Below are 13,092 nucleotides of genomic sequence, written 5' to 3'. Positions count from 1 at the left end.
TACATGAGACGCGACAGCAAACTATCATCGATCCTCCATGTGCTGCTGCACATGGCCCATGCGGGACGCCCGATGACGTCCGAGGAACTCTCCGGCTACCTGGACACCAACCCCGTGCTGGTGCGGCGCGTGATGGCCGGTTTGCGCGAGCGCGGCTACGTGGCATCCATCAAGGGCCATGGCGGCGGCTGGCGCATCGTCTGCGACCTGCACAAGGTGACCCTGCAAGACATCTACGTGGCCGTGGGTTCGCCCACCATCTTCGCCATGGGCAACCGCGTCGAGCAGCCGGGCTGCCTGGTCGAGCAAGTGGTCAACCAGTCGCTGGCCGGCGCCTTCGATGAAGCCGAGGCGCTGCTGATCCAGCGCTTTGGCGCCGTCACCCTGGCCGACCTGGCCGACCGTTTCAGCCAACAATACGCCACCCACAAAGGAGCACCACATGCACATTCCTGAATCGCCTGGCATCCCGTTCGATGTCATCATCGTCGGCGGCAGCTACGCGGGCCTGTCCGCCGCCACGCAACTGGCGCGCGCCCGCCGCCGCGTCCTGATGATCGACGGTGGCCAGCGCCGCAACCGCTACGCCAGCCATTCCCACGGTTTCCTGACCCAGGACGGCAGCGGCACGGCCGCCATCGCGGCCGAGGGCAAGGCGCAGTTGATGGCGTATGCCAGCGTCACCTGGCTGGATGGCATGGCCGTGCAAGCGGCGGCCAACGGCGATGGCGACGGCTTCGACGTCACCCTGGCGGACGGTCGTCGAGTGCACGGCCGCCGCCTGGTGCTGGCCACCGGCGTGATCGACGAACTGCCGCCGGTTGCTGGACTGGCCGAGCGCTGGGGCGGCAGCGTCTTTCACTGCCCGTACTGCCATGGCTATGAACTGGAGCAGGGCGCCATCGGCGTGCTGGCCACCGGCCCCCTGTCCATGCACCACGCCCTGATGCTGCCCGACTGGGGCACGGTGACTTTTTTCCTGAATGGCGCGTTCGAGCCCGATGCGGCGCAGCTGGCGCAACTCGATGCGCGCGGCGTCAAGCTGGTGCGCACGCCCGTAGCACGGATCGACGGCGTGGCTGACGTGGTCATGGCCGACGGCAGCCGCCACGCGATGGCCGGCCTGTTCGTGGCGACCCGCACCCGCCTGGCCAGTTCCCTGGCCGGCGAATTGGGCTGCGCGCTGGAAGAGGGGCCCATGGGACCGTTCGTGCGCACCGACGAGCAAAAGGCCAGCAGCGTGCCTGGCGTGTTTTGTTGCGGCGATGCGGGCCGCATGGCGGGCAGCGTGGCGTTTGCGGTGGCCGATGGCGCCATGGCGGGCGTGGCGGCGCACCGCTCGTTGATGTTCGGACTCGATCAGGCGGCAAAACCGCCATCGATCTTCAGTCCCGCGCCCGTGACGAAGGCCGCTTCCGCGCTGGCCAGGTAAGCGACCATGCCGGCGATTTCATCGGCCGTGCCATGGCGGGGCAGGGCCATCAGGCCGTGCATCAGGTCGGCGAAGTCGCCCGTCGGTGGGTTCATGTCCGTGGCGACGGGACCCGGTTCCACGTTGTTGATGGTGATGCCCCGCGGGCCCAGGTCGCGCGACAGGCCTTGCGTCAGGCCGCTCAGCGCCGATTTGCTCATGGCGTAGGCGGCCGCGCCGCCGAACGGCATGCGGTGCGCATTCGTGCTGCCGATATTGATGATGCGCCCGCCCGTCGGCATGTGCGCCACGGCCGCCTTGATGGCGACGAACACGGCGCGCACGTTGACGTTCAAGGTCTTGTCGAAGTCTTCCAGCGAAAAATCGTCGATGGCGCCGGGCAGGAACACGCCCGCATTGTTGACGAGGATGTCGACACGGCCGAACTGCGCCGCCACCTTGGCGATGGCCGCCGTCAGGGCGCTGGCGTCGGCCGCATCGGCCTGCACGCCGAGGGCCTTGCCGCCGCTGGCCTCCACTTTGGCGGCCAGCGCCTGCGCTTCGGCGGCGGAGCTTTGATAGGTGAAGACGACGTTGGCGCCCTGGCTGGCAAGGCGGCGCACGATGGCGGCGCCGATGCCGCGCGAGCCGCCCGTCACAAACGCGATCTTGTCTTGCAGTGGCAAGGTGGTGCTGGTGGTAGCTGGGGTTTGCATGATGTGCTTTCTGAGTAAGAAGTTGAGGAATTCAGTATCTGCCTTTCATTCCTGCCGCGCTAGCCATCAATCCCTACAATCACTTTCAACCATTGCTATAAAATGAGCGGGTAGAATAGGTGCATGGAAGCCCTCAATCACTTGCAATCATTCGTGCTGTCTGCCGAACTGGGCAGCTTTTCGGCGGCCGCGCGCCGCCTGGGACTGACGCCGGCGGCCGTCAGCAAGAACGTGGCGCGCCTGGAAGCGAGCCTGGGGTTGCGGCTGTTCCAGCGCAGCACCCGCCGCCTGACCCTGACGGAAGGGGGCGAGCGCTTCCTGCAGCAGATCGGCGGCGCCCTGTCCACCTTGCGCGAAGCGATCGCCGGCGTGGCCGAAGAGGGCGGCCAGCCGGCCGGCATCCTGAAAATCAGCATGGCGCCGTCGTTCGGGCGCAGCTACGTGGTGCCCTTGCTGGGCGATTTCATCGTGCGCTATCCCGGCGTTATCCCCGACTGCCATTTCGACAACCGGCAAGTGGACTTGATCGGCGAAGGCTTCGATGTCGCCATCGGTGGCGGCATCGAGCTGACGCCCGGCGTGGTGGCGCGCGAACTGGGTCACGCCCATATCGTCGCCACGGCGTCGCCCGCCTTCATGCAGGGGAAAACCATGCCTGCGCATCCTTCGGACCTGGCGCAATTCGACGGCGTGGCGCGCCGCTCGGCCGGCAGCGGCAGATTGCGCAGCTGGATACTGCGCGACGGTTCCGGCGGCGAAGGCGTGGCCGAATGCCGGCCGCGCGCCATCTTCGACGATCCGGAAGCGATGGCGCAGGCAGCCATCTTGGGCGTCGGCGTGGCGCTGCTTCCCATGCCGCACGCGCTGGCCCATTTGCGCAGCGGAGCGTTAATCCGCTTGCTGCCCGGCTGGCATGCCGATTCCGGCCCCCTGTCCGTGTACTATCCGAGCAAGAAACTGCTGTCCGCGAAGACGCGCGTGTTCGTCGATTTCCTGCTGGAGCAGTTCCGCCAGCGTGATTTCGCCGCGCAGATACGGCCCGATTAAACAATGAAAAATCTTATGCCTGACAACTACAGCCTGTTTTACACTTTTGATGGCGATGTACCCACCCGCTTCCGGGAAGTGCGCGTCTTCGGCGCCACCGTCTGGACGGCCAGCGGTGCGGCCATGACCTGGGGCGCGGAGACGCGCACGCAGTATGCCAGCGTAGCCGAAGCGCAGGCCGCGTATGTGGCGCATTGCCAGGCCGCCCTCGACGAAGGCTATACGCTGGCGCGCGCCATGCTCGTCGACCCTGCCATCTTCGATTTCGCGTTGCTGCAAACCCTGGTGGCGGACGCCGCGCGCCTGGCTGTCGATGCCGTGCGCCACGCCCATCCCGGCCAGCATATCGACGCTTTCGCGCTGGTGAGCGACGACAGCGCCATGACCATCGGCCCGGCGGCCAACAGCCGCGAAGCGCTGGCCGCCTCGGAATACGGCGAAGAGATGTTGTGGAATCCGGCCGAATGGGCGTTTGAGGACGGGGGCGCGTATTTCGACAGCGCCTACCGCTTGCTGCTGCAGGCGCACCGCGACTTGCCGTTCGGCATCGATTTCAGCACTTTTCGCAGCGGCGTGTTCGAGGCCTGCATCGCGGCGCTGGCGCAGCTTGACGCCGAAGGCTGTTTTGGCGTGGGAGCGCAGCGCGACGATTTCGTGCTGCTGTTCGAGGTCAGCGACAGCGAAGCCGTGGAAGGCGCCATGGCACGCTTGAATCCGCCGGCCGTGCTGGCGCGTTTCGCGGCGTGGATGGCCAGCTGGGAGGAGTGAAGTTTACGCTGCCACCAGCCTGAGTTTCGTGATTTCCGCCGGCGCGCCGATGCGTTTCGGCGGGCCCCAGTAACCGGTGCCGCGGCTCACATAAATCCACAAGCGGCCGCGCCGGTGCAGGCCCGCCACGTAGGGCTGCTGCAGCGGCACGAACAGGTTCCAGGGCCAGAACTGGCCGCCGTGCGTATGGCCCGACAATTGCAGATCGTAGCCGGCCGCTTCGGCCTCGGGCGCGCTGCGCGGCTGGTGCGCCAGCAGGATGCGGGGGAGATCGGCCGGTGCGCCGGCGATGGCCGCTTGCGGGTCGCTTTTCTGGGCAGGGTCGAAACTGCCCGCATTGAAATCGGTGACGCCGGCCAGCGCCAGGCGCGCGCCGTCGTGTTCAAGGACCGCATGTTCGTTCATCAGTACGCGCAAGCCCAGGCGGCGGAACTCCGCCACCCACGGTGCTGCACCTGAATAGTATTCGTGGTTGCCCGTCACGAGGAAGACGCCATGGCGCGCGCGCAGCTCGCCCAGCGGCGCCGTATGGCTGCCCAGTTGCGCCACCGTGCCGTCGACCACGTCGCCCGTGATGGCGATGATGTCGGCCCGCAGGCCGTTGGCGCGCGCGACGATGGCTTCCACGTAGGCGCGCTTGATGGTGGCGCCCACGTGGATGTCGCTCAGTTGCACGATGGTCAAACCCTGTAAGGCGGCCGGCAGGCCGGCGATGGGCACCGTCACTTCGCGCACGCGCGCCACCCTGCGGGCGTTGATGAAACCGACGGCGGTGGCCAGCAGCGCCAGAACGAGGACGGCCACGGCGGACGCCTGCGCGTGCGTGCGGGCGGCGGGAATCAGCAGGGTGAGTTCGCGCAGCACGGTGAGCACGAACAGCGAGGAAAAAAAGCCCATGCATAGCGAGCCGGCCCAGCTCAGGCGGTCGGCCAGGCGCGCATCGTTGGTGACGGCGCGGGCGAAGATGGTCATCGGCATGAGCATGGTCGAGGCCAGCAAGACGGCGCCGCCCAGCAGCCAGCCGGCCAGGCCGACGGGCAGGGCCGGCAGCAGCAGCCAGCCGAGCAGGGCGTGCAGGGCGCCCAGTATCATGGTGATGCGCAGCAGCGGCGTGCGGGTTTTCATGTCATGGTTCCAGAGGTGAGGCGGCCGCCGATTATAGCGGACGCCCTGGCAACGCGCAGCCGCCACCCCCGCTCATGGCGCGATATGCAATCCCAGCATGGCCAGCTTGCCGAAATCGACGGGCTTGGCAAAGTGCTCATTGAAACCCGACGCCAGGGCCGCCTGCCGGTCGTGTTCCTGGCCATAGCCGGTCAGCGCGACGAGCAGGAATTGCTGCGGTATCGGCAACTGGCGCAGTTTGATTGCCACGTCGTAGCCGCTCATGTCGGGCAGGCCGATGTCGAGAAAGACGATGTCGGGCTTGAATTCCAGGGTGCGCTCGGTCGCTTGCGTGCCCGTGTAGGCCGTGCGCACCGTGTGGCCGTACATTTCCAGCAGTTCGGCCAGGGTGTCGGCCGCATCGCAGTTGTCGTCGACGACGAGGATGCGCTGGCTGCCGCCGGTGGCCGCTTCCGGCACCGGCGCGGCCGGCTGCGGCAGGTTGGCGTCGAGCGGCAGGATGACTTCGAAGGTGCTGCCCAGCCCCACGCCGGGGCTGTGCACGCTGACCTGGCCGCCGTGCAAGGTCACCAGGTTGCGCACCAGCGACAGGCCGATGCCCAGGCCGTCCTGCACCCGGTCGGGCGAGTGGCCGCTTTGCTCGAACAGGCCGAAGATGCTGTCGATATTGGCGGCGGCGATGCCGATGCCGTTGTCGCTGAGGCGGATGCGCACATTGTCGCCTTCGCGCGCGGCGGTGATGGCGATGCGCCCGCCCGGCGCCGTGAACTTGGCCGCGTTGAGCAGCAGGTTGGCGACGATCTGCGACAGGCGCACGGCGTCGCCGCAGACCCACAGTTCTTCCTTGGGCAGGTTCACGTCCAGCGCATGGCCGCGCGCTTCGACGCTGTGCGAACTCGTCTCCAGCGCGCTGCGGATGACGCTGGCCAGGCTCACGCTTTCCCATTGCAGCGAGATCTTGCCCTGCGAGATGCGCGACACGTCAAGCAGGTCGTCCACCAGGCGCACCAGGTGGTCCGTGTGGCGGCCGATGGTGCGGCGCGCATTGTCCTGCACGGCCGGCACGACGGGGTCGAGCTTGCACAGCAGGGCCAGCGCCGTGCGGATGGGGCCCAGCGGGTTGCGCAATTCGTGCGCCAGGGTGGCCAGGAATTCATCCTTGCGGCGGTCCACGTCGCGCAGCGCGCGCTCCACGCGGCCCAGGCGCAGCAGCGCCTTGACGTTGGCGATCAGTTCATCGGCCTCGATCGGCTCGACCAGGTAGTTGTCGGCGCCGCCATCGAGGGCGCGGATCTTGTCGGCCGAGCCGATGCAGGAAGCGGACGTCTGCAGCACCAGGATGGTGTTGGTCTCGTCGCCACCCTTCAATTGGCGGCACACTTCCAGGCCGTTGATGTCGGGCAGCTTGACGTCGAGGAGGATCAGGTTGGGGCGGTCCTGGCGGGCGCGCAGCAGCGCGTCGCCTCCGTTCGAGGCTTCGATGACCTTGAAGCCGGCGCGTTTGAGGATGCGCGACTTGGCGTAGCGTGCGCCATCGCTGTCATCGACGTTCAGGATCAGAGCATCGCTGTTGTTATCCGGTAGCATGCGCATTGTCCCAGGTGGTTGTGCCTTGCGGCGGAACCGGCTCTTGCCGGTGGTGTGTATTGCCGATCAGCGCGCGCAGGGTCGCCAGCAATTGCTGGCGCGACAGCGGCTTGACGTAGTAGGCGTCGGCGCCCAGGGCCAGGCCCTTGCGCACGTCGTCGATTTCGGTGGCGACGATGACGGGCACCTGGCGCCGCAGCGGATCGTTTTTCAGCTCGGCCAGCCAGTGCCAGGCCGTTTCGCCGTGCAGCATGATGTCGAGGATGACGGCGGCGGGACGCTGCTGTTCCCAGCGCTCCTGCGCCTCGCGCACGCTGCGCGCGGGAACGACGCGAAATTCGCTGCCGGCCAAAAATTTTTCATACAGCAGGCGCACGGGCGGATTGTCTTCCACCACCAGCACGCCGATGCGCTGGTCGTTGCCATTGTCGTTGGCCGGCGCGCTGGGCGGCAGGCTGCCTTCGGGCGCATGGTAGCTGGTGGGCAGGACGACGGAAAACAGCGAGCCCTCGCCAGGCGTGCTTTCCACGCTCACCGTGCCATTGAGCAGGGTGGCCAGGTTGCGGCACAGGGGCAGGCCCAGGCCCGTGCCCTTGACCTTGCGCTGCATGTGGTTTTCCACCTGGCTGAATTCCTCGAAGATCAGCTGCACGTCTTCGGCGGCGATGCCCAGGCCCGTGTCGGAGACGGAAAAGCGGATGGCATCCTGCTCCGGCAAGCTCGTGGCGCTGACGATGATGGCGCCCGCTTCCGTGAACTTGAGGGCGTTGGCGATGAAGTTGCGCAGGATCTGCGACAGCTTGCCTTCATCCGTGTGGATGTGCAGCGCCGGGTCGGGATCGATGAAGGTCAAGGTGAGCGACTCGGACACCAGCAGCGGGCGCAGCATGCCGCGCAGGGCGCTGAACAGGTCGGCCACCTGAAAACTGTTGGCGTGCACGTCGACCTTGCCCGCCTCGATCTTGGCCAGGTCCAGCAGGTCGTTCACCAGGTCGCTCAGGCTGACGGCGCTTTGCAGGATGAACAGCACCTGCTTTTCCTGTTCCTCGGACAGCTCGCCGTCGATGCGGTCGAGCAGCAGCTTGGACAGGGCGCGGATGGAGCTGAGCGGCGTGCGGAATTCATGGCTCATGTTCGACAGAAAGCGCGATTTCATCTGGTCGGCGCGGCGCAGGTGGTCGGCTTTTTCGTCGAGTTCCGCGAACAGCGCCACCACGCCGCGGTTGGTGTCTTCCAGTTCGCGCGTCAGTTGCAGCAAATCGTCCTGGCGTGTCTTCAGTTCGGCCAGGGTGGTCAATAGTTCGCGGTTCTGCTGCTGCACTTCGGACAGCGTGATATCCGATGGCAGCGCCTGCAGGCTGCCGGACAGCGTGCCGATCATGCTCCCGTCGAGCAGGGGTGCGTCGCGCGGGAACAGCTTGTGCAGCGTGATTTGCGTGCCGTCGCCCGGCGTGCTGTGGATATGGCAGCGGTCCATCAGGCGCTGGGCGCCCAGGATGCCCAGGCCCATGCCCGTCGGCGAGCGGTAGGTGCCGGCCAGTATCTTGTCAAGCTGCGCGATGCCGGGGCCCTGGTCTTCGATGCGGATGCTGAGCACCTGCGGCGCCGTCTGGCCATCGATGGCGAAATGCACCTTGCCGCTGCCGGCGTAGTTGTAGACGTTGCGCGCCAGTTCCGACACGGCCGTGGCGATGCGCACCTGGTCCTGCACGCCGAAGCCGCACAGGGCGGCGATTTGGCGCGCGCGCTGGCGCGCTCCCACCACATCGAGTTCGCTGCCGATATGGGCCGTCAATATGCGTTGCGTCATGTTGTTTCGCTCCTTTCCGTACCGGCCGGCAGGTGCTCCTCGTGTTCACGCAGCACCACCACCGTGACGTCGTCGCGCCCGCGCGCAAAATCGCGGTACAGCACGGCTGCGACGAGGCTGGGGTGGCAATGCGCCAGGCCCGGATACTGTTCCAGGTCCCAGCGCGTGTGCAAGCCGTCCGAGTGCATGATCAAGGTCGCGCCCAGCTGCCACGGATAGCAGAATTCCTGCACCTTGCGCAGGTTGCTGCCGACGATGCCGTTATGCGACAGCAGATGCCGGCGCTGCTGCGCATCGAAGGCGCAGGCGGCGATGTTGCCCACGCCGGCAAAGCGCAATTCGCGCCGCGCGCTGTCGATGTGCGCCACGGCCAGGGCCGCGCCGCGCGTCGTGCGCAGGGCGCCGTGGGCCAGTTCGATGAAGGGGGCGGGCAGGGGCGGCAAGCCGGGCGTGTCAGTTTCCAGCAAGGCGCTGGCGCGTTCCGAGGCGCGCGCCGCCAGCGGGCCGTGGCCCAGGCCGTCGGCCACCAGCAAGCTCAGTTCATGGCCTTCGCAGACCACGTTCCAGGCGTCGCCGCACACCTGTTCCGAGGCCAGCGGCAGGCACACGGCGCCGACCTGCCAGTTCGGATGGGCGGGAATGGCACTGCTGGCATGCTGCCCCCAGACCACCACCATCAGCACCGTGCCCTTGCCGGGCGCCGTGTACAGGTCGAATTCCTGGCCCAGGCGGCGTATCGCGCCCAGGCCCACGCCATAGGTGCCCGTGGTGGAATGGCCATCGGCCATGTGCTGGCGTACATTGCCCATGCCGGGGCCATTGTCGATGGCCAGCACCTCGATGCCGCTGGTGCCGCCGCGCAGCACCTTGCGCAGCAGGATCTCGCCGCGTTGCGCATGCTTGACGATGTTGGTCGCCGCTTCGCTGATGATGATGGCCAGCTGGCCCGTGCGCACGTCGTCGAAGCCGATGCGGCGCGCCAGTTCGTTGCCGGCGCGCCGGGCCGCGGCGATCTCGCTCGGCTCGCTGATGGGAAAACTGCGTTGCCTGGCTATGTCAGGGGCTTGCTCGATGTGGTTCAAAACAGCTTCCATTTCGCGATGGTGACGGTGGTGCCCGCGCCGGGCGCCGTGTCGATGTGAAATGCATCGGCCAGGCGCTTGGCGCCGCCCAGCCCCAGTCCCAGTCCGCCGCCGCTGGTGTAGCCATCGGTCAGCGCCAGGGGGATATCGTCGATGCCCGGTCCCGCATCGACAAAGCGCAGTTCCAGTCCCTGCCGCGCGCCATCGCAGACACGCGCGATGCGCGCTTCGCCGCCGCCGCCGTAGCGCAGGGTATTGCGCGCCAGTTCGCTGGCCGCCGTGATGATCTTGGTCTGTTCGATCAGGCCAAATCCCATGGCGACCATGCTGTCGCGTACCTGCTTGCGCAGCCGCACGACGTCTTCGTCGCTGTGCAGGGGCAGGATCTGCTGCGCCTGTTGCACCCCTGCCTGTGCCTGCGCGCCTAGCATGGCGCCCCCGTCATGCGCATGCGCCGCCCCGTTCCAGCATCTTGATGCCCAGTTCCACGTTGAGCGCCGTGCTCACGCCGTCCAGGGTCAGCCCCAGCTCCACCAGGGTGATGGCGACGGCCGGCTGCATGCCGACGACGACGGTGTGCGCGTCGAGGATCTTCGCCATCGCCGCCGTGTTGCTGATCATGCGGCCGATGAAGGAGTCGACGATGTCGAGTGCGGAAATGTCGATCAGCACTCCCGTGGCGCGGTCCGTCACGATGCGGGTGGTCAGGTCGTCCTGCAAGGTCATCGCCAGGCGGTCATGCATGTCCACCTGTATCGTCACCAGCAGCAGCCGGCCCATGCGTAAAATGGGGATTCTTTCCATAGGCGCCTCAGTGTGGTTGCTGCTGGTAGGTGATGCTGGAGCCCGTGCGTTTCAGGGCCACGACGAAGGCGTCGGCCAGCGTGGCCTTGGTCATCACGTCTTCCAGGTTGACGCCCAGGTGCACGATGGTTTGCGCGATCTGCGGGCGGATGCCGCTGATGATGCAGTCGGCGCCCATCAGGCGCGCCGCGGCGATGGTTTTCAGCAAGTGCTGCGCCACCAGGGTGTCGACGGTGGGCACGCCCGTGATATCGATGATGGCGATCAGGGCGCCCGTGTCGACGATCTTTTGCAGCAGGCTTTCCATCACCACCTGCGTGCGGGCGCTGTCGAGCGTGCCGATCAGGGGCAGGGCCAGCACGTTTTGCCACAGTTGCACCACGGGCGTGGACAGCTCCAGCAATTCCTGCTGCTGGCGCAATATCACCTGTTCGCGCGCCTTCTGGTAGATGGCGATGGTCAGCAGGCCCAGCTCGTCGAACAGCTTGCTGGTGCTGACGATGGCGTCGCCCAGTTGCTCCGGCTGCGCCGTGATTGCCTTGCGCAGGTAGCCGAACAGCGGCTCCTTCAGGGCGAACATGAAGCTGGCCGTGTCGATCGGCGAATAGCCCTGGCGCACGCGCGACTGCGATATTTCAGCAAGCAGCTGGCGCGTATCGTCCCAGGCGCCGCTTTCGAGGTCGAACGAATCGCCGCTTTCCAGCGCGCCCGCCAGCAGCGGCAGCAATTGCGATGCCTGCTGGCGCAGCTCGTTTTCGGCGATCTTGTCGCGCCGCACCAGGCGGGCGATCAGGCCGGCCATCCAGCCGTCCAGCAGTTCCGTGTGGTGCTCGTTGATGATGCCGGCCAGTTGCTGCGCCTGGCCCGTGCCCGTCTTGTTTTTCATGCTGATCCTTGGCTGGAGTGGGGGTTGCGGCACGGCCGCAAACGGGCCCGCGCTGTGATGAAGAAATTATAGGCAGACATGGCCGCAGCTTGTGTTCCATGCCGCACATAGTGGCCATGTCAGTATGAAATACTGGCCATTTAAAGATGCATGTAATTTGCATGTTTAAGTGAATTCCGCTACACTGGCAACACTCAACAAGAGAAACACGCCATGAATATCGACAAATTCAAACAGCAGCACCTGGACATCCTGGCCGCCATCGACGACTTGCGCCAGCTTGCGCGCGGCGGTGTGGCCGCGCAGGCGCAGGCCATTGCCGAACAGATCATCGCCATGAGCGGCTTGATCAAGCTGCACCTGGCCGTCGAGCAGCGCTACCTGTATCCGGCCGCGCAAGCGTCCGGCGTGGCCAAGGTGGCACAACTGGGACGCCAGTACGAAAACGAAATGCACGGCATCGCCGGCGCCTACCTCGATTTCGCCGGCCGCTGGAATACGCCAGTGCGCCTGGAAGCGGAACCGGAAGCCTTCCGCAACGAAGCCAATACCGTCCTGCACGCGCTGTTCCAGCGCATGCGGCGCGAAGACCATGAGTTATATCCAGCCGTAGAGACGCTGGCCTAGACCGATTACTTACATTCTCACAGGAGTTCCACATGCTGACCCAAGAACAACGCGCCATCATCACGGCCACCGTCCCCATCCTCGAGCAGGGCGGTGAAGCGCTGACGCGCCACTTCTACAAAAATCTGTTCCGCGACCATCCCGAAGTGCTGCCGTACTTTAACCAGGCGCACCAGCACAGCGGCGACCAGCAGCGCGCGCTGGCGAATGGCGTGCTGATGTATGCCAAACATATCGATCAACTCGATGCGCTCGGTGACCTCGTGTCGATCATCGTCAACAAACACGTGGCCCTGCAGATCCGCGCCGAGCACTATCCGCTGGTCGGCGCCAGCCTGCTGCAGGCGATCCGCGAAGTGCTGGGTGTAGAAGTGGCCAGCGACGCCGTCATTGATGCCTGGGGCGCGGCCTATGGCCAGCTGGCAGATATTTTGGCGGGCGAAGAAGGGCGCATCTACAAGGCGCAGGCGGCCGCGCCGGGCGGCTGGAGCGGCGCGCGCGATTTTCTGGTGAAAAGCAAGACGGTGGAAAGCGAAGAGATCACCTCCTTCCTGCTGGCGCCCGCCGATGGCCAGCCCGTGCTTGACTTTGCGCCAGGCCAGTACATCGGCGTGGTGGCCACGGTCGATGGCGTGCCCATGCGCCGCCAGTATTCCTTGTCCGCCGCCAGCAATGGCCAGACCTACCGCATCAGCGTCAAGCGCGAAGCGGGCGGCAAGGTGTCGACATTCTTCCACGATCACGTGCAGGCAGGCGACACGGTGCAGCTGACGCCGCCATCGGGCGACTTCGTGCTGAAAGACAGCGACAAGCCGCTGGTGCTGATCAGCGGCGGCGTGGGCATCACGCCAACACTGGCCATGCTGACGGCGGCCCTGCGCGGCAAGCGTCCCGTGCATTTCATCCACGCGGCGCGCCACCACGGCGTGCACGCGTTCCGCGCGCAGATCGACGAGCTGGCCGCGCAGCACCCGCAGTTGCAGCGCTTTTACTGCTACGCGGAACATGGCGGCGAGCAAGATGCGCCAGACGCCGTCGGCTTGCTGAATAAAGAGCAACTGAATCACTGGCTGCCGGCCTCGCGCGATGTCGATGCTTATTTCCTCGGGCCGCAGCCATTCATGCGGGCCGTCAAGCAATACCTGCGCGAGCTGGGCGTGCCGGAACAGCAGACGCACCATGAGTTCTTCGGACCGGCTGCCGCCTTGAACTGATTTTCTGCCTGCCTT

General features: G+C 66.1%; 14 protein-coding genes. 6 read left to right on the top strand and 8 right to left on the bottom strand.

Annotation, left to right across the window (positions count from 1 at the left end; genetic code table 11):
* The first annotated feature begins 3 nt into the window (after window positions 1-3).
* On the top strand, window positions 4-456 hold the full coding sequence (locus tag FG13_RS06145) for an RrF2 family transcriptional regulator (protein ID WP_035819362.1): 453 nt from the start codon (window positions 4-6) through the stop codon (window positions 454-456).
* Window positions 443-1,432: an NAD(P)/FAD-dependent oxidoreductase gene (locus FG13_RS06140; RefSeq protein ID WP_081922464.1), complete on the top strand. Its 990-nt coding sequence runs from the start codon at window positions 443-445 to the stop codon at window positions 1,430-1,432. The genes FG13_RS06145 and FG13_RS06140 overlap by 14 nt, the downstream gene beginning before the upstream one ends.
* Here FG13_RS06140 and FG13_RS06135 read toward each other — a convergent pair.
* On the bottom strand, window positions 1,360-2,127 hold the full coding sequence (locus FG13_RS06135; protein WP_051958632.1) for an SDR family oxidoreductase: 768 nt from the start codon (window positions 2,125-2,127) through the stop codon (window positions 1,360-1,362). The genes FG13_RS06140 and FG13_RS06135 overlap by 73 nt on opposite strands.
* Before the next feature lie 123 nt (window positions 2,128-2,250).
* Here FG13_RS06135 and FG13_RS06130 point away from each other — a divergent pair, with 123 nt between their 5' ends.
* Complete coding sequence (locus tag FG13_RS06130; RefSeq protein WP_035819360.1) at window positions 2,251-3,174, top strand: LysR family transcriptional regulator; 924 nt, start codon at window positions 2,251-2,253, stop codon at window positions 3,172-3,174.
* A gap of 15 nt (window positions 3,175-3,189) precedes the next feature.
* Window positions 3,190-3,942 (top strand): DUF4303 domain-containing protein, encoded by a 753-nt coding sequence (locus FG13_RS06125; protein ID WP_051958630.1) that lies wholly within the window; start codon window positions 3,190-3,192, stop codon window positions 3,940-3,942.
* A 3-nt stretch (window positions 3,943-3,945) separates the two neighbouring features.
* On the opposite strand, the gene FG13_RS06120 is transcribed toward FG13_RS06125, so the two are convergent.
* The 7 genes from FG13_RS06120 to FG13_RS06090 form a co-directional block, all read right to left on the bottom strand.
* Entirely contained in the window at window positions 3,946-5,067 is a 1,122-nt protein-coding gene (locus FG13_RS06120) for a metallophosphoesterase (protein WP_035819358.1), read from the bottom strand.
* A 72-nt stretch (window positions 5,068-5,139) separates the two neighbouring features.
* Entirely contained in the window at window positions 5,140-6,654 is a 1,515-nt protein-coding gene (locus FG13_RS06115; RefSeq protein ID WP_051959571.1) for an ATP-binding response regulator, read from the bottom strand.
* Entirely contained in the window at window positions 6,641-8,464 is a 1,824-nt protein-coding gene (locus FG13_RS06110; RefSeq protein ID WP_081922462.1) for an ATP-binding protein, read from the bottom strand. The genes FG13_RS06115 and FG13_RS06110 overlap by 14 nt, the downstream gene beginning before the upstream one ends.
* On the bottom strand, window positions 8,461-9,546 hold the full coding sequence (locus tag FG13_RS06105; protein ID WP_235211675.1) for an ATP-binding SpoIIE family protein phosphatase: 1,086 nt from the start codon (window positions 9,544-9,546) through the stop codon (window positions 8,461-8,463). The genes FG13_RS06110 and FG13_RS06105 overlap by 4 nt, the downstream gene beginning before the upstream one ends.
* Entirely contained in the window at window positions 9,543-9,977 is a 435-nt protein-coding gene (locus FG13_RS06100; RefSeq protein WP_051958626.1) for an ATP-binding protein, read from the bottom strand. The genes FG13_RS06105 and FG13_RS06100 overlap by 4 nt, the downstream gene beginning before the upstream one ends.
* A 10-nt stretch (window positions 9,978-9,987) precedes the next feature.
* Complete coding sequence (locus FG13_RS06095; protein WP_035819352.1) at window positions 9,988-10,350, bottom strand: STAS domain-containing protein; 363 nt, start codon at window positions 10,348-10,350, stop codon at window positions 9,988-9,990.
* Window positions 10,351-10,357: 7 nt separating this feature from the next.
* Window positions 10,358-11,236 carry an STAS domain-containing protein gene (locus FG13_RS06090; protein ID WP_035819350.1) on the bottom strand — a complete coding sequence of 293 codons (879 nt, stop codon included), beginning with the start codon at window positions 11,234-11,236 and terminating at the stop codon, window positions 10,358-10,360.
* 213 nt (window positions 11,237-11,449) lie between these two features.
* Here FG13_RS06090 and FG13_RS06085 point away from each other — a divergent pair, with 213 nt between their 5' ends.
* Window positions 11,450-11,863 carry a hemerythrin domain-containing protein gene (locus FG13_RS06085; RefSeq protein WP_035819348.1) on the top strand — a complete coding sequence of 138 codons (414 nt, stop codon included), beginning with the start codon at window positions 11,450-11,452 and terminating at the stop codon, window positions 11,861-11,863.
* Between the two features lie 32 nt (window positions 11,864-11,895).
* Window positions 11,896-13,077 (top strand): NO-inducible flavohemoprotein, encoded by a 1,182-nt coding sequence (gene hmpA / locus FG13_RS06080; protein ID WP_035819346.1) that lies wholly within the window; start codon window positions 11,896-11,898, stop codon window positions 13,075-13,077.
* Window positions 13,078-13,092 lie beyond the last annotated feature (15 nt).

Source organism: Janthinobacterium sp. RA13 (genome assembly GCF_000745325.1).
Taxonomy (GTDB): Bacteria; Pseudomonadota; Gammaproteobacteria; order Burkholderiales; family Burkholderiaceae_D; genus Janthinobacterium; species Janthinobacterium rivuli.
The sequence above is the reverse complement of the archived record's forward strand: the minus strand, read 5'-3'. Positions and strand labels throughout refer to the sequence as shown.

Bases quoted from the DNA above. Each gene is read 5' to 3' on its own strand.
- FG13_RS06085 (WP_035819348.1), top strand. From the start codon at position 11,450: ATGAATATCGACAAATTCAAACAGCAGCACCTGGACATCCTGGCCGCC.
- FG13_RS06130 (WP_035819360.1), top strand. From the start codon at position 2,251: ATGGAAGCCCTCAATCACTTGCAATCATTCGTGCTGTCTGCCGAACTG.
- FG13_RS06140 (WP_081922464.1), top strand. From the start codon at position 443: ATGCACATTCCTGAATCGCCTGGCATCCCGTTCGATGTCATCATCGTC.
- FG13_RS06110 (WP_081922462.1), bottom strand. From the start codon at position 8,464: ATGACGCAACGCATATTGACGGCCCATATCGGCAGCGAACTCGATGTG.
- FG13_RS06090 (WP_035819350.1), bottom strand. From the start codon at position 11,236: ATGAAAAACAAGACGGGCACGGGCCAGGCGCAGCAACTGGCCGGCATC.
- FG13_RS06100 (WP_051958626.1), bottom strand. From the start codon at position 9,977: ATGCTAGGCGCGCAGGCACAGGCAGGGGTGCAACAGGCGCAGCAGATC.
- FG13_RS06135 (WP_051958632.1), bottom strand. From the start codon at position 2,127: ATGCAAACCCCAGCTACCACCAGCACCACCTTGCCACTGCAAGACAAG.
- FG13_RS06095 (WP_035819352.1), bottom strand. From the start codon at position 10,350: ATGGAAAGAATCCCCATTTTACGCATGGGCCGGCTGCTGCTGGTGACG.
- FG13_RS06120 (WP_035819358.1), bottom strand. From the start codon at position 5,067: ATGAAAACCCGCACGCCGCTGCTGCGCATCACCATGATACTGGGCGCC.
- FG13_RS06125 (WP_051958630.1), top strand. From the start codon at position 3,190: ATGCCTGACAACTACAGCCTGTTTTACACTTTTGATGGCGATGTACCC.
- FG13_RS06115 (WP_051959571.1), bottom strand. From the start codon at position 6,654: ATGCTACCGGATAACAACAGCGATGCTCTGATCCTGAACGTCGATGAC.
- FG13_RS06145 (WP_035819362.1), top strand. From the start codon at position 4: ATGAGACGCGACAGCAAACTATCATCGATCCTCCATGTGCTGCTGCAC.
- hmpA (WP_035819346.1), top strand. From the start codon at position 11,896: ATGCTGACCCAAGAACAACGCGCCATCATCACGGCCACCGTCCCCATC.